The organism is Flavobacterium pygoscelis, from assembly GCF_023162025.1.
GTDB lineage: Bacteria > Bacteroidota > Bacteroidia > Flavobacteriales > Flavobacteriaceae > Flavobacterium > Flavobacterium pygoscelis.
Window position 1 is genome coordinate 121,336 of record NZ_JALNUB010000002.1, and the last position, 19,912, is coordinate 141,247.

The window sequence follows — 19,912 nt, forward strand, 5'->3', positions numbered from 1 at the left end:
CTATGAAAATTAAATTAGCTTTTTTAATCCCTTTATTTCTTATTTTTTTAGGATGTAGTAGTGATGACAAACTTGAAAAAGAGACATTAAAAAATATTACTTATGAAGTTTTATTATTTGAATATACTCCTGATACTGGTAATAATACATCTAGGTTTCGCTATCAAATAAAGTTTAATAATCCTAATAATGTTGCAGTAAGAGGAAATTATAAAATAACATATGACGCCGATGGACTTATTTTAACTCCCATCAGAAAAGTACCCAACGACGATCCTTACGATAAAATTGAAGCAAACTCCTTTTATATTGCTAGTTATGATGTTGAAAGTGCTCTTAATCCAACTTTAGGAACATTGAAGTCAATAAAATTTGTATCCGCTGAATTCGTTCTTGCGATTGATTAAAAATTAAAAGATTTCTTGTGAAATCTTAAAAAACACAAAAATATGATTAATATCGGAATAATTGGAGGTTCAGGTTATACAGCAGGAGAGTTAATTCGAATTCTGATGTTTCACCCGAATGCCAAATTAGATTTTGTTTACAGCACAACAAACGCAGGAAAACCACTTTCGGTAGCACATAATGATTTGTTGGGCGATATCGAAATGGATTTTACCGATACTGTGAATCCAAATGTAAATGTGCTATTCTTATGTTTAGGCCATGGTAAATCGAAATCCTTTTTGGAACAAAACCAATTGGCAAGCCATACTAAAATCATCGATTTAGGAAATGATTTTCGTTTGCTAAAAGATAAAGAGTTTAATGGAAAATCATTTGTTTACGGATTACCTGAATTGAATAAATCTGATATTAAAAATGCTCAGTTTATTGCTAATCCAGGTTGTTTTGCAACTGCCATTCAATTAGCGCTATTGCCTTTGGCAGAAGCCAAATTATTGCATAATGATGTGCATATTAATGCTACAACAGGAAGCACAGGAGCTGGAGTTTCTCCTTCTGAAACGACACATTTTAGTTGGAGATCCAATAATATGTCGCATTATAAAGCTTTTGATCACCAACATTTGGGAGAAATAAATCAAACTGTCAATCAATTACAATCAGAATATAAAGACGAATTGATTTTCGTTCCTAACAGAGGAGATTTTGCTAGAGGAATTTTTGCCACTTTATACACTACAGTAGAAGAAAGCTTAGAAGATATAGTAGCAAAATATGAAGCTTTTTATAAAGACCAACCTTTTGTAACGGTAACGACTACTGGGATTAATATGAAACAAGTAGTACAAACCAATAAATGTATTATTAGCTTAATGAAAAAAGGCAACCGCTTACTGATTACTTCCATTATTGATAATTTAGTAAAAGGAGCCTCTGGACAAGCGATACAAAACATGAATTTAATGTTTGGTTTAGCGGAAAGTACCGGATTGCATTTGAAACCATCAGGGTTTTAATCACCTAATCCCCAAAGGAGTAACTGAACATAATTATTGATAAAAAATTAAAAATTAAATCATAGATATTAATTTATTTTAAAAGCAACACCCCCCGTTGTTATCTATTCCCCCTCCTTCGGAGGGGGTTAGGGGGAGGAACAATATGAACTTATTTGACGTTTACCCATTATACAACATTACTCCTGTAAAAGCACAGGATTGTACCATAACAGACGAAAACGGAATTGATTATTTAGATTTATACGGCGGTCATGGCGTAATTTCTATTGGTCATACCCAACCCCATTATGTTGCTAAGTTGAAAAATCAATTGGATAAAATTGGTTTTTATTCTAATGCCATTCAGAATCCTTTACAAGTAGAATTAGCTAGAAAACTAGGAAAATTATCAGGATTAGACGATTACACCTTATTCTTATGTAGTTCTGGAGCCGAAGCCAATGAAAATGCACTAAAATTAGCTTCTTTTCACAATAATAAATCCCGTGTAATTGCTTTTGATAATTCCTTTCACGGAAGAACTTCGGCAGCAGTTGCAGTTACCGATAACAAAAAGATTGTTGCGCCAATAAATGCACAACAAGTGGTTACGTTTTTACCCTTGAATGCTATTGAATTAGTAGAAGCTGAACTAAAAAAAGGAGATGTTTCTTCTGTAATTATCGAAGGAATTCAAGGTGTTGGAGGTTTAGACCAAGGAACAACGGAGTTTTTTCAAGGCTTAGAAAAAATATGTGCGACTTACGACGTTGTTCTGATTTTAGATGAAGTACAATCGGGATATGGAAGAAGTGGAAAGTTTTTTGCTCATCAACATCACAATATCAAAGCAGATATTATTTGCATAGCCAAAGGAATGGGAAATGGATTTCCTATTGGAGGCATCTTGATTGCTCCAAAATTCAAAGCAAGCTATGGACTTTTAGGAACCACTTTTGGCGGAAACCACTTGGCTTGTGCTGCTGCAATAGCAGTGTTGGATGTGATTGAAAGCGAGAAATTAATGGATAACGTAAATGCTATTTATGCCTACTTTTTAGAAGCAATGAAACAAGTTCCAGAAGTAATCCAGGTAAAAGGACGAGGATTAATGTTGGGTGTAGCGTTTAATTTTGACGTAAGTGGGCTTCGTAAAAAAATGATTACTGACAAACATATTTTTACAGGAAATGCTAACAATAAAAACTTATTAAGAATCCTTCCACCATTGACAATCAACAAGGAAGATATCGATACTTTTATCATCGCTTTAAAAGAATCTTTAAAAGAAGTTAATTAAAAATCTAAATTAAATTGATTATTTAGACATTAAATAAAGACATCATTTCTACTAAAAAAAATTAAAATACATTTTAAAAAATCAAATCTAAAAATCGACTCATAGATTTAATCGAGGTAGGTTTTATTTAAATTAAAAAGGTCTTTTATAAATTAAGATTACTCCAATTAAACTTTCAAATCATGAACTACACTACAATACAAAATATCGATTCACTCAGCAAATGGGTAAAACAAGCGTTAAAAATCAAGAAAAAACCATTAAAAAACAAAAAGTTAGGCAAAGACAAAACCTTAGGAATGTTATTTTTTAATTCGAGTTTAAGAACCCGTTTAAGCACTCAAAAAGCAGCGCTAAATCTAGGAATGAATGTAATGGTAATGAATTTCACAAACGAAGGTTGGACACTTGAGTTTGAAGATGGTGCTATAATGAATTCAGGCGCATCAGAACACATTAAAGAAGCTGCCGAAGTAGTTTCTCAATATTGCGATATTATTGCTGTTAGAGCATTTGCAGGATTGATAGACAAAGAAAAAGACAATGCCGAAACCGTATTATCTGGTTTTATAAAACACGCTACTGTTCCCATCATAAATATGGAAAGTGCCACTGCACATCCTTTACAAGCCTTGGCAGATGCTATTACTATGGCAGAGTACAAAACAAAACACAAGCCAAAAGTAGTGCTTTCTTGGGCGCCACACCCTAAAGCGTTACCACAAGCTGTAGCTAATTCTTTTCTGGAAATGATGCAGTTACAGGACGCGGATTTTATTTTGACACATCCACAAGGTTACGAACTAAACCCTGACATCACAAAAGGAGTTACTGTAGAATACGATCAGAACAAAGCCTTTGAAAATGCTGATTTTATTTATGCCAAAAACTGGAGTAGTTATAAGGACTACGGACAAGTCACTAATTCCGATACCAGTTGGACCATTACTGCCGAGAAAATGAAACGCACCAATAATGCAAAATTCATGCACTGTTTACCAGTAAGAAGAAATGTAATTGTAACTGATGAGGTTCTGGATAGCGAGAATTCAATTGTCATCGAACAAGCCAATAACAGAACATTTGCAGCACAATTAGTGCTACAAAAAATATTAAAAACCAAGCTAGATCCTAAGAAGGCAACAAAAAAGTCTAAAAAATAAAGAATCAAAGAATGAATTTATCATCTAAAGAATCCAAAGGTCAGCAATTGCCTCTCTCCACTTCACCAAACTCTTCTTTTTTAGACGAGCTAAGTATTGTAAAAATTGGAGGAAACATTATTGATAATCCAGTAGAATTGGCTACATTTTTAATCGTATTTTCAAAAATTAAAGGACCTAAAATACTGATTCATGGCGGTGGAAAATCAGCAACAAAAATGGCTGAAAATCTTGGATTAAAGCCAAAGATGATTGATGGCAGACGTATCACAGACGCGCCGATGCTTGATGTTGCTGTGATGGTTTATTCAGGACAGATAAATAAAAACATTGTTGCACAACTGCAAGCGAACAACTGCAATGCGATGGGTTTCTCCGGTGCAGACGGTAATCTAATTCAATCTGAAAAAAGAAATGATCCAACTATTGATTATGGTTTTGTTGGGGATATAAAATCGGTAAATAGAACGCTTTTAACCAATTTTCTAAACAACACAATTGTTCCTGTATTTTGCGCGATAACGCATGACGGAAAAGGACAATTATTAAATACCAACGCAGATACCATTGCAAGCGAATTAGCTATTGCATTATCAAAAACATTCAACGTGACTCTAAATTATTGTTTTGAAAAACCTGGCGTTTTATTGGATGCTGATGATGACAAATCCCTAATTATAAGTATCAATGAAGAACTATATTCTAAACTAAAAGAAGAAAAAGCAATACATTCTGGCATGATTCCCAAATTAGAAAACTGTTTCAATAGCTTAAAAAAAGGAGTTACTAATATAAAAATTGGTCATCACAGTATGTTACAAAATACTGATTGTGCTGGAACAACAATTAAGCTATAAAAGACGAAAAGCATATTTTAAAAATAGCGTCATCGCAACTAAACCGTAAACTATGAAAACTATAGAAAACCTAACACAACAAGCGATTACACTATTAAAAAAAATGATAGAAACGCCTTCTTTTTCTAGCGAAGAAGATAAAACAGCGCTTTTAATCGAAAATTGGTTTACACAAAACGAAATCCCTTTTAAAAGAGAAAATAATAATGTTTGGGCTTTCAATAAACATTTTGACGAAACTAAGCCCACGCTATTACTGAATTCGCATCACGATACCGTAAAACCAAATCAAGGCTATACGAACGATCCTTTTCAAGCTTTTGTACAAGACGGTAAATTATTTGGTCTCGGAAGTAATGATGCAGGCGGTTGTTTAGTTTCCTTGCTCGCTACTTTTGTGTATTTCTACGCTACTGAAAACTTGCCCTATAATTGTGTCATCGTAGCATCTGCAGAAGAAGAAAGCAGTGGTAAAAACGGGTTGAATAGCGTCTTGAAACATTTACCAAAATTAGATTGTGCCATTGTGGGGGAACCAACTTTAATGCAATTGGCCATCGCCGAAAAAGGCTTACTCGTTCTTGATGTCGTTATAAAAGGCACAGCAAGTCACGCTGCACACCATAATCCTGACAATCCAATTTATAATGCAGTTCCAGTTATAGAATGGTTTAACAGTTATAAATTCGATAAAATATCCGAAATTTTAGGTCCTGTAAAATTGACTGTAACTCAAATAAACGCCGGAAAACAGCATAATGTTGTTCCATCACAATGCGATTTAGTGGTCGATATTAGAGTAAATGATTGTTATACTAACACCGAAATTTTAGAAACAGTCAGAAATCACATCTCGGCCGAAGTAAATCCTCGTTCCATGCACTTAAATGCTTCTTCTATTCCTACAAATCATGGTTTAGTAAAAGCCGGAATAGCCTTGGGAAGAACAACTTATGGCTCTCCCACCCTTTCAGATCAGTCGGTTTTGACTTGTCAATCCTTAAAACTAGGTCCTGGCGAAACGTTGCGGTCACACTCAGCAAATGAATTTATTTACCTCAATGAAATTGAAGAAGGAATTCAATTGTACATTAAAATACTAAGCGATTTCTTTCAACAGTAATTTTTTCTGGAGCTATTTCCTGCTATCCGCTACAATCTTTTTTTCGGTAAAAACCTCAAAAAAGGATTTTCACTGCTATCAGGGCTAGGTTTTAGTCAAACGAGAACTTTTTTAGTTTCTAAAATCGTTAAAAAATCAAATTAAAAAAATAATAAATTGCTTCAAACTACTTTTAAGTAAATAGTAGTTGAATCGAAAATAATAACATTATGAAACTTTGGGAAAAAGGAATACCAACAGATAAGCAAATCGAACAATTCACAGTTGGAAACGATAGAGAATTAGATTTGGTTTTAGCTAAATACGACGCATTAGGCTCTATCGCACATGCAAAAATGTTAGGAGAAATTGGTCTGCTAACACAAGCGGAAACAGTTTCTTTAGTGGTGGCTTTAGAAGCAATTATCAAAGACATTGAAAACGGAAACTTTGTAATTGAAGATAGTTTTGAAGACGTACATTCAAAAATCGAATATCTATTGACACTAAAACTAGGCGATGCTGGCAAAAAAATTCATACCGCACGTTCTAGAAATGATCAAGTTTTAGTAGATGTAAACTTATATCTAAAAGACGTTATTATAGAGCTAAAAGTGCAAGTAAAACAACTATTCGACTTGTTAATGCAATCCGCAGAAAAATATCAAAATATATTATTGCCCGGTTATACACATTTGCAAATTGCTATGCCATCGTCATTCGGAATGTGGTTTTCTGCTTATGCTGAAACATTAATTGATGATATTACAATGCTAAACGCAGCATTAAAAATCGTAGACCAAAATCCATTAGGATCTGCTGCGGGTTACGGAAGCTCCTTCCCTATTAATAGAACGTTTACAACTCAGGAATTAGGTTTTGAAACCTTAAAATACAATTCGGTTGCAGCACAAATGAGCCGTGGAAAATCAGAAAAAACAGTTGCTTTTGCTATGAGCAGCGTGGCTGCAACCTTGTCAAAATTAGCAATGGATGTGTGTTTGTACATGAGCCAAAATTTTGATTTTATCAGTTTACCAGCACATCTAACCACAGGTTCTAGCATCATGCCACACAAGAAAAATCCAGATGTATTTGAGCTCATTCGTGGCAAATGCAACAAAATTCAAGCCTTGCCTTATGAAATAACTTTAATCACAAATAACCTACCAAGTGGCTATCACAGAGATTTACAATTGCTAAAAGAAGGATTATTTCCAGCGATTCAAAATTTGAAAGCTTGTCTAGACATTGCTCTATTTTCGATAAAAGATATCAAAGTAAAAGAGCATATCCTAGAAGATAAAAAATACGATTATTTGTTCACCGTAGATTCTTTAAATGAGATGGTTGTAGCCGGAATACCTTTTAGAGATGCCTATAAAAGTGTTGCAGAACAACTCGAAAACGGCACTTATACTTCACCAAAGGAAACTAGACATACTCATGAAGGTAGTATTAACAATTTGTGTTTAAATGAGATTAAAGAAAAAATGAAAGCCAGCTTTTAATTAAAAATATAGGTAATGTAATACTTCACAATTGTCAGAAAAATATTTCTTAATAATCATTAATATTACACATAATTTTCTTACGTTTGCAAAAAAAATAAAAAACATGAAATTACATTACAAAATTATTTTATTCCTAAGCTTATCATTAGCATTAAACAGTTGTTCAAAAGATGATTCTTCGGCTGATGAAGTTCAAAAAGACAATTCAACCTTAAAAACATTTAAAGACGTTAAATTCTCTTTAGATTTTACTGAAGGTTTTGATGCAGGAAGATATTTTTCGACAGAATTAGGTAAATCTTATAAAAAGTCACAAATTGATGCAACTATTTTACCAAAAATAGATGTTGTTTTTTATAGCGGAAGTTTTTCTTTTAACTATTTTGTGAGCCCAAGTAATGTAGAATACGGAATAAAAAATGGGGCTACCACACTTTACATTAATTACCAAAGAGAGCAACTTACTTTAGAACAATTTAATAAATTAGAAAAAGGTTCGGATCTTGATGCAATCAAAGTCGATGCTGATGATAACAAATCATTTCCTGATAGCTATGTTCCAAATGTTGTGTTGTTCAAAAATGCAGCTGGAAAAAAAGGAGCTATTTACATAAAATCAGTACAAAGAGTTGGGTATGATCCAAAAATTGTTGTGGATATAAAAATTCAGAAATAAAATAAATAATTATTTTAAAACTGGAAAAAACCAATATTTCGCTTGTGAAATATTGGTTTTTTTATGCCTAATAATTACCTAAACTCAAAGGAATTAAAACAAAATGCTTTTCAATTGTAAAGGAATAGTAGAAGTGCTTATTAATTTAGTACTAAAAATTCTATATATTTGAGAAAAATCTTAATTAAAGAAAATGGTCAATTTCGAAGAACAGTCTGCACAAACCCTTCTAGAACATAATCAAATAACGAAGCAACAATTCGAAGAGATTAAGGATTATAGAGCGTTAAATCTATTTTCGGTTCATAATGAATTAAAGTTTTTATTATACTTATCTATTTTATTGTTCACAACAGGCGTAGGTATTCTGATTTATCAAAATATTGATACCATTGGTCATACTGTTTTGCTAGGACTGTTATTAATAATGACACTAGTTTGTTTTTATTTTTGTTTTAAAAATCATGAAGGTTTCAAAAAGGGAGAAGTTCCTTTTTCCAATCCCTTATATGATTATTTAGTACTTACGGCAGTTATTTTAAGTTGTTCGTTTGTTGGTTATTTACAGTTTCAATACGAAGCTTTTGGAACTCATTATGGATTAGCGACTATAATTCCAACCGTTATTAGTCTATTTTGCGGCTATTATTTCGATAACAAAAGTGTGCTATCTATAGGAATTACCGGAATGGCAGCTTACTTGGGGTTATCAGTTGATCCTAAACACTATTTTGAAAACGAAATGTTTAACAATCGTACTTTAAGTTATATCGGTTTAGCATTTGGATTGTTTTTATTGTTATGGTCTTTATATTCCATCAAAATAAATTTAAAAAAGCATTTTAATCTCGTTTACCTAAGTTTTTCACTGCATTTAATTGGTATTGCTTGCATTGTCAATTTGTGCGATGACTTTTGGTTTCCTGCTGGAATCATTATGGCAATTGCTGCTTATTATTTTTACAATTTAAGTTTTCAAACCAAGTCGATGTCCTTATTTATATTTACGGTATTATACGGATTCATAGGAATGAATATCTTTTTTGTTAGAATAATAGACCTTATTCATGTAGAGGACTTTTTATCGCTATTTTTAGTGTTAACTCCTTTTTACTTTATTGGATCCATACTTGGATTTATAAAACTTATTAAACATTTCAATAAAAAAACGAGCAATGATAGCCTATAACAAAACACTTTTAGACAATTTTTATCTAAACGAAGAAGTACGTGTATTAAAAAAAGCAGGCTTTATTAATCCTGAACAACAAAATACATTTGAGAAAAAACATCCTCAACTTAAAACTCAGAACAATATCTTTATGCGAATAGGTCTATTTATTTTAGGTCTATTCTTATACAGTTCGATTTGTGGAATGCTATCACTTTTGGTACTCGGTAATTCTGAAAATGAATATCTATACTTTATTTATTTCTTTGCTCTTATTGGTTTTGCTACCAAGGAATATATGTCTAAAGCACTGCTGTATTTTGGTTATGGTTTAGATGATGCATTTATATTAGGAGCTATTTCAGCCTTGCTAATTGCCGTGGGATTAACTTTCGAAAAAAATTACGATACCAATTATCTCGCTATTCTTGTTGTTATGGCAATAATATCGAGTGTTACTTATTTGCGTTATTTAAATATTACGTTAGCATTATTGGCTTGTATGGGAATAACTGCTACACTTGCCTATTCGGTATTTAATTATTTAATAATAGGAAAAACTATATTGCCTTTTGTGTTTTTATTGTATTCTGGGATTTTTTATTTTTTAGCAAAAAAAGCGCTTCAAAATCTAACTTTACCGTACTATTATCAAGGATTAAAGCTTGCACAAGGATTTTGTCTCATTTTATTTTATCTCGCTGGCAATTATTATGTAGTTAGAGAACTGAATGCATCTTTATCTGAAAGTTATTTTGAAGGAGGAAGCCCAGAAATTCCTTTTGCCCTACTGTTTTGGGCTTTTACAATAATAACCCCTATCGCCTATCTCTTTTTTTCATTAAAAAACAAAGACAGAATGATGCTTTGGATTGGTTTCCTAGCCTTTTGTTTTAGTATTTTTTCTTTTAGAATCTATTATCATATTTTACCAACAGAAGTGGCTTTAAGCATTGGCGGATTATTGTTGTTTGCTTTTACTTATTTTGCTATAAAGAAAACTAAATATAAGGAGACAGGAATTACTTTTAAAGTAGATCGTTTTACAAATCCTGATGCTTTTGCAAACCTTCAAATTATTGTCTCTGCTTCGCAATTAGGAGTAAAACCTGAAGTTAAAGTTGAAGATTCTCCTATAGAATTTGGTGGAGGTGGTTTTAGCGGAGGCGGATCTAGTGGTGAATTTTAAAATAACAAAACCGCATTTCATAAATCTATATTCAAATAAATTTATGAAATGCGGTATCCTTTTTTAGTATGAAACTAAACTTGCTTAACTAATGCTTCTGCATCAATATCACTATGCGAAACATGATAAACCGCTTTCCCTTGATTGATTAAAATCAATTGTGGTGATTGATGCGTTACACCAAAACGACTCGCTATTTCATTAGAAACATCGCGATGGGCTATCAAGTCTAAAAAATAAAGCGTAACTTTATCTGAGCTATCAAACTCATTTTCAAACTGTTTCAAGGCCATCCTACTTATACTGCATCGCGTACTGTGTTTAAAAATAGCGACTGGTTTTTCGTTGGATAACGCACTAATTTCATTTAACTGTCCTAAATCTGTTAGTTCAATCCAATCGATTTTACTTTCTTTTGAATCTTTTTCCTCTGAACTGCTAAAAATATTTTTAAAAAAGCTCATAATTGTCTTGTTTTAAGTCAATTTGACATTTTAATATGATAAAAATCATGAAAATTCTGTCATTTTGTCTGTATTATTGTGATGGAATATAAATTGAATACTAGTTTTCAAAGTTAATCAAATTACAACAAAACCATATAAAATCATGAACATAAATAAATTTACTATTAAGTCGCAGGAAGCCATTCAGCTTTCTCAACAATTGGCGCAAAGCCATGGGCAACAACAAATAGAAAATGAACATATTTTCAAAGCAATTTTTGAAGTCGATGAAAATGTTGCTCCTTTTATACTTAAAAAACTCAATGTAAATGTGCCTTTATTTATCCAAATATTGGATAGTACGATTCAGAGCTTTCCAAAAGTTTCTGGTGGTGAAATAATGCTGTCTAGAACAGCAAATACAACGCTTAATGAAGCAGAAATTATTGCTAAGAAAATGAATGATGAATTCGTTTCTATTGAGCATTTAATTTTAGCCATTTTTGATTCAAAGACTAAAGCGGCACAAATATTAAAAGACCAAGGTGTAACTGGCAAAGGACTAAAAGCAGCAATTGAGGAATTGCGTAAAGGAGAAAGAGTAACCTCTGCATCTGCTGAGGAAACCTATAACTCGCTAAATAAATACGCTAAAAACTTAAACGAATTAGCTCGAAATGGAAAACTTGATCCCGTTATTGGTCGAGATGAGGAAATACGTCGTGTGTTGCAAATTCTAACTCGTAGAACCAAGAATAACCCAATGTTAGTCGGAGAACCAGGAGTTGGTAAAACGGCTATTGCAGAGGGTTTAGCACATCGAATTGTAGATGGTGATGTTCCGGACAATTTGAAAGATAAAATTGTTTATTCGCTGGATATGGGAGCGCTGATTGCGGGTGCTAAATTCAAAGGGGAATTTGAAGAACGATTGAAAGCAGTCGTTAAAGAAGTTACCTCTTCAGAAGGTGATATTGTATTGTTTATAGATGAAATACACACGCTTGTAGGAGCTGGTGGTGGCGAAGGTGCTATGGATGCTGCTAATATTTTGAAACCAGCGTTGGCTCGCGGAGAATTACGTGCGATTGGTGCGACAACTTTAGATGAATACCAAAAATATTTTGAAAAAGATAAAGCCCTAGAAAGACGTTTTCAAAAAATAATAGTGGAAGAACCAGATACCGAAAGTGCCATTTCTATTTTGCGTGGTATTAAAGAAAAATATGAGACGCATCATAAAGTTCAAATAAAAGATGATGCTATTATTGCTGCGGTTGAATTATCACAACGCTATATTACGAACCGTTTTCTTCCAGACAAAGCGATTGACTTAATGGATGAAGCCGCTTCAAAATTACGCATGGAAATCAACTCTAAACCAGAAGAACTGGATGTTTTAGATCGGAAAATCATGCAATTAGAAATTGAAATCGAAGCAATCAAAAGAGAAAAAGACGAAAGCAAACTCAAAATTTTGGGAATGGATTTGGCCAATCTCAAAGAAGATCGCAACGAGATCTATGCTAAATGGAAATCTGAAAAAGATGTCGTAGATAATATTCAAGCGGTAAAAACAGAAATCGAAGACTTTAAATATGAAGCAGAACGTGCAGAGCGCGATGGTGATTATGGAAAAGTGGCTGAAATTCGCTACGGAAAAATTAAAGAGGCCCAAGAACGATTGGATGTTTTGTTGAAACAATTACAAGAAAATCAATGTGGTACTTCTTTAATAAAAGAAGAAGTTACTCGAGAAGATATTGCAGAAGTAGTGGCAAAATGGACTGGAATTCCAGTGATGAAAATGCTGCAAGGCGAACGTGAAAAATTGCTAAAACTAGAAGATGAGTTGCACCATAGAGTGGTTGGACAAGAAGAAGCAATCGAAGCTGTGAGTGATGCAGTAAGAAGAAGTCGCGCTGGTTTGCAGGATATGAAAAAGCCTGTTGGAACATTTCTTTTCCTTGGAACAACAGGAGTTGGAAAAACCGAATTAGCAAAAGCATTAGCCGAATATCTATTTGATGACGAAAATGCAATGACGCGAATTGATATGAGTGAATATCAAGAACGCCATAGCGTAAGCCGTTTGGTGGGTGCGCCTCCAGGATATGTTGGTTACGATGAAGGGGGACAATTAACAGAGGCCGTTCGAAGAAAACCATATTCTGTGATATTATTGGATGAAATTGAAAAGGCACATCCGGACACTTTTAATATTTTACTTCAAGTATTAGATGAAGGACGTTTAACGGATAATAAAGGACGTTTGGCCGATTTTAAAAATACGATTATCATTATGACTTCTAATATGGGAAGCCAAATTATACAAGATAAATTTGAGAATTTAAAAGGTAGTGTTGAAGCAGCAACCGAAGCGGCAAAAGTAGAAGTGCTGGGATTATTAAAACAAACGGTTCGCCCAGAATTTATTAATCGTATTGACGAAATTGTAATGTTCACCCCACTTACTACTGAAAATATTGCGCAAATTGTAGGTTTACAGTTAAAAAGTGTTACTAAAATGCTAGCATTACAAGGTATTATTATGGATGCTACTCCAGATGCAATTGCCTATTTATCGGAGAAAGGTTATGATCCTCAATTTGGAGCAAGACCCGTTAAAAGAGTCATTCAAAGAGAGGTACTTAACGAACTTTCGAAGGAAATTCTATCTGGTAAAATAACTACTGATAGCATTGTATTAATTGATGCGTTTGATGGCAAACTAGTTTTTAGAAATCAAACGGAATTAGTTCAATAATAATGAATTTAAAATAAAAAACTTTGCCAAAGGATTGAACTTTGGCAAAGTTTTTTTTAAAATCATCAGTCGAAAGATTGGTGATTTTTTTTTAAGTAAAATAAAACGGTTACAATCTAGAGCTATTGTAAATTATTTCAAAAATATATTCTTAAAATAGTTTATGAATTCTGTGAATCGGAATCATTACTCCTTGCTTTAAAATCACATTTTTATCAGTAACAGCCCAAACTGTAGTATCGACTACTTTTTTAGATTCGGTATCCTCAAAGAAAATTTTAATTTTTGAATGTTCTAAATTACCCAAAGATAAAGCTCTATTAATCTCGCTCAATCTAGTTTTTATTTCTTGATCATCAGTAAGAACATCTGTTTGTGGAAATTTAAGAAGCGCTACGTCTTCTTTATCAATGATGTTAAATCCGTCTGTCATAATTGTAAAAATTTAATTAATTATAAAAAATTTGCATGTTGCAAAACATAAGCTATGTTTAAGCTTTGTAATACTTCACAAAAATAGCACCTCCTTAAGTTCACTGTGCCAATTTTATATTAATTTTTATAGTAAATTAAAATCTTAAAATTTATTGTTATTATTTTTTAAATTAATTTAGAAATCTAACTTAATAGGTCTTATTTAAAAGACATTTTATTTTTATTTGAACTATTTACCTGAATAATTGGGACAACCAAAACATTTTCTATCAAGATTAAATTGATAGGTTAATGACAACTCATACACTCCACCAGTTTTTCCCATTTTTGAGGTATTCAAATCATAAGCAATACCGAGTCTTAAATGTTCGTATTGCAATCCTGTAAAAAGATTTACAGAGGTAACCAACTGGCTATTCAACCCATTTTTAGCAGGATTAGTAACCGCAGTAGCGCCAAAAAACATTTTTTCAAAAAGTATTGAGGCACCAAGATCAAGACGATTGTAACGCCCTTGTTGCATATAGTTTGATGTAACAAACATTTTGGTTGCATAAGGAAAAAACTGAACATCAATGTAATTTGCCAAAAGAAATTCATAACCCGTGCTCAATGAAAAAAAAGTATTTAAAGGTAAGTTTCCATCTTCAGAAAATGAAATATTAGGTTTATTAAGATGTTTCATAGACAATCCAATCCACATGTTATCCGTATTAAAAACCATTCCAGCACTAGCGTCAAAAAAAGTAATTTTATCGTTTCTTAAAAGTGGATCTATAGAACTTGCATTTGTTATTCCCGTTCTAATATTTATTTGATCTTCTAATAGTAAATTTTGAAAAGCAAATGATTTCAATCCAAACCCTACTTCAAGAGCAGGTCTAAAATACCAATCGTCATTAATTCTAACTCTGTAAGCGTAATTTGCATTAATTTGGGTAAAATTATATTTACTAGCATTTTCTCTTTGGTTTAAAACACTAATTCCATATCCACTAGTGATGTTTTCATTCCAAGTATTTAAAAAAGCATAGTCCGTATCAATTTTTAAATCTAAATCTGGCCACTGCTCACGATGAATAATACCAGTATATGTAGTTTCCATAAAGCCCGAAAAACCAGGATTTAAAGTTTCTGGAACTAGAAAATATTGTGTAAAAACAGGATCTTGAGCTTTTGCTTTAGAATAAATGCAAAAAGATATAATTATAAATAATAGTTTAATTTTCATTAGTTGCCCTTTTCGCTTTATTTAATTAATGTTAAAGTACCTTTTTCGATGATGGTATGATTATAAAATGTTTTAGCCGTAAGTTTAAAATAGTAATTTCCATTTTCTGCATCTAGATCCTTTACTTTTCCATTCCATCCTTTCAAAGTTTCCCCTTTTTCAGTATATACTATACTACCCCATGTGTCATAAATATCTAAAGTCATTTCTACAAAACCTAAAAAAACGGGTGAAAAAGAATCGTTTATTCCATCTCCATTTGGTGTAAATGCAGTTGGCATTTTTAGACTATATCCTTTTTCAACTTTTAATACAAGTGTTTGGGTATATTGACAACCAAAAGGGTAAGTAACCGTTTGTTTGACGGAGTAATTTCCGGTTTTAGTAAAAATGTGTTTGGGACTTTCTTCATCAGAAAAATTACCATCTCCAAAATCCCAAGAAACTTGGGTAAAGTCTCCTGTTGCTAAATTCTTGAATAAAATTGGGTCATAAATAGAATACAAACCATAAACATCATTACCATACGAACTCGTTTCAAAATTAGCTTTACCCAAAACCGGTGTATTAACATTATAAGTAATCTCTGCAGTACAACCAAAACTATCTTTAACGCTAAAAATGATCAAACCATTGTTGTTTGTATTCATTATCTCATTATTAGCACCGGTAACAGTACCATCTGACCAACTTAATTGATAGGGAGGAATTCCTCCTTTGACTTTTCCATAAAACGTCTGATGAACGTATTTTGTATTACAATCATAATCAGTCATCACATCAATAGAAGGAGTAAGTTGTTCAAAACGAATAATTTTCCATGATTCTGTTTTTTTACAGCCATTGGCATCTGTAACGATAACGGTGTAATTATTAGGTAAAAGATTTTGTAAATCTTCTGTTGTAGCATCATTGGACCATTCAAATTTAAATGGTGACTGACCACCAGTAACTATTAAATTGATTGCTCCGGTATTAGCATTTAAACAATTCAGTGGGTTTGAAACATCGGCACTTAATTCTAATTGCAAAGGTTCATTAATAATGAATGTTTGTTTGATTGTACATAATTTAGCATCTGTAATTGTTACCGAATATTTACCGGGCCCAATATTATTTCTATCTATACCAGCAGTTGGATCGTCATCCCAAACTAGTACTACTGGCGCTTTACCTCCAATTAAATTCAGTCTAATGTGAGCATCCTTTGACCCAAAACACGAAACATCTTTAACATCAGGATTGATAGTAAATATAGGAGCATTATCAATAATGATATTAAATGTTTTTTCGCAATTCAGGGCGTCTGTAATAGTAATTGCATAATCTCCCGCAGAAAGATTATTCTGTACACGTCCTGTTCCTAAATTACTCCATTTTATAAGATAAGGAACTCCTGTTGTAAAAGGAATACCTCCCTTAATATTGGTTATAGTAATAGAGGCATTGGCATCATTATAACAAGCTATTTCTGTTTTAGTATACTCTAAAAATATTTCGCTATTTTGTAATAAAATGACTTGTAAATTAGTCCTACAACCAGAATTATCGGTAACGACTAAGTCATATGTTCCAGCTGCTAAATTTGTTAAGTTTTGACTAGCACTAGAAAATCCATTTGGCCCACTCCAATTGTAAATATAATTAAAAACACCACTTGAAATTTCAGTAGCCCTACCGCCTTTTGCTTTTACATTAATTTCACCTGTATAATCTCCATAACATAAAATATTAACTTGACTTACAAGGTTCAATTCTAAAATTGAAGGTTCGATGATAGTGTATGTATTTGTAAGGGTCTCACAATTATTCTCTTCAGTGATGCTTACTTTATAAACTCCTGGAGACAAATTACCAATATTCTCTGTTGTGGCATAAGGGCTTCCGTTTTTAGTCCAAACAAAATTATAAGGCAAAGTTCCGCCTGAAGTGGTTAAATTAATATTCCCATCATTAAGTCCAAAACAACTAATATCATTTTTAAATCCAGAAAAAATAAATTTATCTGGTTCCATAACAAAATAGGATTTTGAAAAGGGACAAGTGCCATTATCGGTAATGCTTAAAGTATAGGTTCCTGGTTTAAGATTACTAAGATCTTTTTCTGTGCTGGTAAATCCATTAGGACCTGACCAAGAAAAAAGATAGGGTTTGGAGGTCGGAAATGGAATCCCTCCTGAAACATTGATGTTAATACTGGCATCATCAGATCCAAAACATTTGCTTTTTTTGATAGTCTCAGCAACCATTATTAATGGATTAACAATTATAGTAACGGTAAAGTTAGGGCCAGCACAACTCCCAGAGCTTGGAGAAACGGTATAGGTAACTGTTACTGGATTACTACTGTAATTAGTTAGTGTTTGACCAATACTGGTTACAGGATTTTTTTGTGATAAGGCACCATATATAGAACCTGATGGACTAATAATTGGATCTGACCAAGTATAAGTTGTATTTGTAGGTACATTATCAACACCATTAGTATAGGGTTGTATTAAAAAGGATCCGCCACTACAAATTTCTACTGATTTTGATTTTATGATAGGAGATAGTACTGTGTTTACTGAAAAATTTGCTGTTTTTGTTGTTGTACCACAACTATTACTAACACTAAAAATTGCTTGATAATTTCCTGTGACAGAATAATTTATTTGACCCGGATTTAATAAATTTGATGTAGATGGTGTACCTCCTGGGAAGGTCCATAAATAAGTAAGTTCACTATCGGGTGAACAACTTTGTACCACCTCACCTACAGGTGATATTGTTGCAGAATTACAATAATCTGAAATGGGTTTCAAAATAATTACTGGTGGCTGCTTAACCATTATAATTTTATTTGAATAACGATCTATTCCGCAAGAATTTCTAGTTCTCAAACTTAATTCATAGGTACCCGGTGTTATAAAATTAATAACTGGATCTTTAGAATAAGAATTCGTACCATTAGTAAAAAACCATTGCACAGGTTTTTTACCACAGTAGCTTTCATAATACCCTTTTATATCCCAAAAATAGCTTTCAGCAGCACAATTTAGGCGTGTATCTGTCGTATTTGTAATTTGCAAAGGACTGCCAGCACAAGCTTTTTCAAAGGTGAAATTTGGTTCTAATACAGGTTCTATACAAATGGTCTTTGTTGTTTTACTCGATATACCACAAGGCGTTTCAGCAAATAGAGTAACAGTATAAGTCCCTGGCGTTAAATAAGAATGAATAGGCTCAACTGCTCTTGAAAAAGCGCTTCCATCACCAAAATCCCAAGTGTACACATTGTTAGTACTGCAACCATTTGTAAACCCAGCAATTGAATTATTATGAAAAGTGACACCACTACCAACGCAAGCAATATCATTTGCATAAAAACTTACTCTAGGTACATCTAATATAATAATTGGGCCAGCAATCAAATAAGTACTGCCACAAGAAGTAGTTATTGTTATGGTTACATTGTTACCAGATGGACAATTAAAACGTGTAAAAGTATGTGGTATGGGAAAATTTTGAGAAGCCGATGGAATTAGAGAATTATAATAAGGTGAACTTTCTAAATCTTGTTGAGTGTAATTCGTAATTATTCCATCTCCATAATTCACTTGATAATTTGTATCAGAAGGGTTTAATGCCCATGAACCTATGGCAAAATCCATTGGTGCAACGGGTATACAAAAATTTGTTGTATTACCTGGTGCAATAAGAGCTCCAATTGGATTGTTAGAGTTTTTAACTACATAAGTAATTGCACTAGAACAATCATTCGTTCCAGCTCCTGTAATGATCATATTATAGGAACCTAATTTCATGTAAGTGTGCGCGCGTGGGAAAGTAACATTACTTTCTACATTCCCGTCACCCCAATCAATAGTATAAGACGAAATACAAGAAATAGAATTAGAAGAGTTACCTACATTAATGGTATATTTTGGATTGAGATTATTATCACCACATCTTTCAAAAGATAAATTGGATCCTGACAAAGCATTTAAATTTATAAATTTTAAATCTGGCTTTTGTTTTACCAAAATAACTTTAGTCACCGATGTACTAATCCCTTTAGCATCAGTAACCGTTAGTTTTACATTGAAATTTTGCACACCGCAACCAACCGATGTGAATGTATTAGTAGGATTAATGGCAGTAGAAGTATTGCCATCACCAAAATCCCATAAATATTTAAATGGAGCATCACCACTTACGGTTGACTTAAATAGTATTGGAGAACCAGAACAACTATTATCATTTGCAAAACTAAAAGAAACTCCTGGGGCTAAGAATGCTTTGTTATAAATTGTGTCGGCTTCTATTTTTTTTTCAATTTTTTCAACTCTTTTGCTGTTTGCAAAAATAGAGAACGCATTCAGTAACAAAAAAAGATAAGCAAGAAAATAGAGATTCCTCATGTAATAAAATTCGTTAATTTTTGGCTGTAAAAGTATATATATTTATTTATATTTTTAGGCGTAAAACTTCATTTTTTTTTAATTTTTATTATAATAAATACCATATAGGCAGTAAAATACGAATAATACATAATTATCAATAATATTATTATAAAAACAAAGAATTTAAATTTATAGTGTAAAAAATCGGTTCTGCAGAAACACTACTGGATGTTAAAAAAATTCAGTGAAGTTCAGGTGAAGTAATAA

15 protein-coding genes are annotated in these 19,912 nt (G+C 32.5%); 11 read left to right on the forward strand and 4 right to left on the reverse strand.

What is annotated here, in order from left to right; translation table 11 throughout:
- Positions 1 to 2 precede the first annotated feature (2 nt).
- From MW871_RS02790 to MW871_RS02835, 10 genes are all read left to right on the forward strand, one after another.
- Positions 3 to 407 (forward strand): hypothetical protein, encoded by a 405-nt coding sequence (locus MW871_RS02790; RefSeq protein ID WP_248427480.1) that lies wholly within the window; start codon positions 3 to 5, stop codon positions 405 to 407.
- 42 nt (positions 408 to 449) lie between these two features.
- A complete protein-coding gene (argC, locus tag MW871_RS02795) occupies positions 450 to 1,427 on the forward strand; it encodes an N-acetyl-gamma-glutamyl-phosphate reductase (RefSeq protein WP_248427481.1) in 978 nt (325 codons plus the stop codon).
- Positions 1,428 to 1,572: 145 nt separating this feature from the next.
- Positions 1,573 to 2,709: an aspartate aminotransferase family protein gene (locus MW871_RS02800; protein WP_248427482.1), complete on the forward strand. Its 1,137-nt coding sequence runs from the start codon at positions 1,573 to 1,575 to the stop codon at positions 2,707 to 2,709.
- A 182-nt stretch (positions 2,710 to 2,891) separates the two neighbouring features.
- Entirely contained in the window at positions 2,892 to 3,872 is a 981-nt protein-coding gene (locus MW871_RS02805) for an N-acetylornithine carbamoyltransferase (RefSeq protein WP_248427483.1), read from the forward strand.
- An 11-nt stretch (positions 3,873 to 3,883) separates the two neighbouring features.
- On the forward strand, positions 3,884 to 4,729 hold the full coding sequence (argB, locus tag MW871_RS02810; protein ID WP_248427484.1) for an acetylglutamate kinase: 846 nt from the start codon (positions 3,884 to 3,886) through the stop codon (positions 4,727 to 4,729).
- Positions 4,730 to 4,781: 52 nt separating this feature from the next.
- A complete protein-coding gene (locus MW871_RS02815; RefSeq protein ID WP_248427485.1) occupies positions 4,782 to 5,852 on the forward strand; it encodes a M20 family metallo-hydrolase in 1,071 nt (356 codons plus the stop codon).
- A gap of 209 nt (positions 5,853 to 6,061) precedes the next feature.
- Positions 6,062 to 7,342 carry an argininosuccinate lyase gene (gene argH, locus MW871_RS02820; protein ID WP_248427486.1) on the forward strand — a complete coding sequence of 427 codons (1,281 nt, stop codon included), beginning with the start codon at positions 6,062 to 6,064 and terminating at the stop codon, positions 7,340 to 7,342.
- A gap of 106 nt (positions 7,343 to 7,448) precedes the next feature.
- The gene (locus MW871_RS02825; protein WP_188050482.1) at positions 7,449 to 8,021 is read left to right on the forward strand and encodes a hypothetical protein; all 573 of its coding nucleotides are present in this window, start codon (positions 7,449 to 7,451) and stop codon (positions 8,019 to 8,021) included.
- Positions 8,022 to 8,214: 193 nt separating this feature from the next.
- Positions 8,215 to 9,210 (forward strand): DUF2157 domain-containing protein, encoded by a 996-nt coding sequence (locus tag MW871_RS02830; protein ID WP_188050481.1) that lies wholly within the window; start codon positions 8,215 to 8,217, stop codon positions 9,208 to 9,210.
- Positions 9,197 to 10,381, forward strand: a complete 1,185-nt coding sequence (locus tag MW871_RS02835; protein WP_188050480.1) for a hypothetical protein — start codon at positions 9,197 to 9,199, stop codon at positions 10,379 to 10,381. The genes MW871_RS02830 and MW871_RS02835 overlap by 14 nt, the downstream gene beginning before the upstream one ends.
- Positions 10,382 to 10,455: 74 nt before the next feature.
- On the opposite strand, the gene ytxJ is transcribed toward MW871_RS02835, so the two are convergent.
- A complete protein-coding gene (gene ytxJ / locus MW871_RS02840; protein ID WP_248427487.1) occupies positions 10,456 to 10,845 on the reverse strand; it encodes a bacillithiol system redox-active protein YtxJ in 390 nt (129 codons plus the stop codon).
- 145 nt (positions 10,846 to 10,990) lie between these two features.
- Between ytxJ and clpB the strand changes: the two genes are divergently transcribed.
- The gene (gene clpB, locus MW871_RS02845) at positions 10,991 to 13,594 is read left to right on the forward strand and encodes an ATP-dependent chaperone ClpB (RefSeq protein WP_248427488.1); all 2,604 of its coding nucleotides are present in this window, start codon (positions 10,991 to 10,993) and stop codon (positions 13,592 to 13,594) included.
- Between the two features lie 151 nt (positions 13,595 to 13,745).
- On the opposite strand, the gene MW871_RS02850 is transcribed toward clpB, so the two are convergent.
- The 3 genes from MW871_RS02850 to MW871_RS02860 all read right to left on the reverse strand — a co-directional run bounded on the left by MW871_RS02850 (position 13,746) and on the right by MW871_RS02860 (position 19,663).
- Positions 13,746 to 14,027, reverse strand: coding sequence for a hypothetical protein (locus tag MW871_RS02850; RefSeq protein WP_188050477.1), 282 nt, complete (start codon positions 14,025 to 14,027; stop codon positions 13,746 to 13,748).
- Between the two features lie 231 nt (positions 14,028 to 14,258).
- Entirely contained in the window at positions 14,259 to 15,260 is a 1,002-nt protein-coding gene (locus tag MW871_RS02855; protein ID WP_248427489.1) for a PorP/SprF family type IX secretion system membrane protein, read from the reverse strand.
- 17 nt (positions 15,261 to 15,277) lie between these two features.
- Positions 15,278 to 19,663 carry a PKD domain-containing protein gene (locus MW871_RS02860; protein WP_248427490.1) on the reverse strand — a complete coding sequence of 1,462 codons (4,386 nt, stop codon included), beginning with the start codon at positions 19,661 to 19,663 and terminating at the stop codon, positions 15,278 to 15,280.
- Positions 19,664 to 19,912: the final 249 nt, after the last annotated feature.

What these genes read in the sequence shown, in the direction of transcription:
- MW871_RS02860 (WP_248427490.1), bottom strand. Translation starts at nt 19,663, where the DNA reads ATGAGGAATCTCTATTTTCTTGCTTATCTTTTTTTGTTACTGAATGCG.
- clpB (WP_248427488.1), top strand. Translation starts at nt 10,991, where the DNA reads ATGAACATAAATAAATTTACTATTAAGTCGCAGGAAGCCATTCAGCTT.
- argC (WP_248427481.1), top strand. Translation starts at nt 450, where the DNA reads ATGATTAATATCGGAATAATTGGAGGTTCAGGTTATACAGCAGGAGAG.
- MW871_RS02790 (WP_248427480.1), top strand. Translation starts at nt 3, where the DNA reads ATGAAAATTAAATTAGCTTTTTTAATCCCTTTATTTCTTATTTTTTTA.
- argH (WP_248427486.1), top strand. Translation starts at nt 6,062, where the DNA reads ATGAAACTTTGGGAAAAAGGAATACCAACAGATAAGCAAATCGAACAA.
- MW871_RS02835 (WP_188050480.1), top strand. Translation starts at nt 9,197, where the DNA reads ATGATAGCCTATAACAAAACACTTTTAGACAATTTTTATCTAAACGAA.
- MW871_RS02855 (WP_248427489.1), bottom strand. Translation starts at nt 15,260, where the DNA reads ATGAAAATTAAACTATTATTTATAATTATATCTTTTTGCATTTATTCT.
- MW871_RS02800 (WP_248427482.1), top strand. Translation starts at nt 1,573, where the DNA reads ATGAACTTATTTGACGTTTACCCATTATACAACATTACTCCTGTAAAA.
- MW871_RS02830 (WP_188050481.1), top strand. Translation starts at nt 8,215, where the DNA reads ATGGTCAATTTCGAAGAACAGTCTGCACAAACCCTTCTAGAACATAAT.
- MW871_RS02825 (WP_188050482.1), top strand. Translation starts at nt 7,449, where the DNA reads ATGAAATTACATTACAAAATTATTTTATTCCTAAGCTTATCATTAGCA.
- MW871_RS02805 (WP_248427483.1), top strand. Translation starts at nt 2,892, where the DNA reads ATGAACTACACTACAATACAAAATATCGATTCACTCAGCAAATGGGTA.
- MW871_RS02815 (WP_248427485.1), top strand. Translation starts at nt 4,782, where the DNA reads ATGAAAACTATAGAAAACCTAACACAACAAGCGATTACACTATTAAAA.
- argB (WP_248427484.1), top strand. Translation starts at nt 3,884, where the DNA reads ATGAATTTATCATCTAAAGAATCCAAAGGTCAGCAATTGCCTCTCTCC.
- ytxJ (WP_248427487.1), bottom strand. Translation starts at nt 10,845, where the DNA reads ATGAGCTTTTTTAAAAATATTTTTAGCAGTTCAGAGGAAAAAGATTCA.
- MW871_RS02850 (WP_188050477.1), bottom strand. Translation starts at nt 14,027, where the DNA reads ATGACAGACGGATTTAACATCATTGATAAAGAAGACGTAGCGCTTCTT.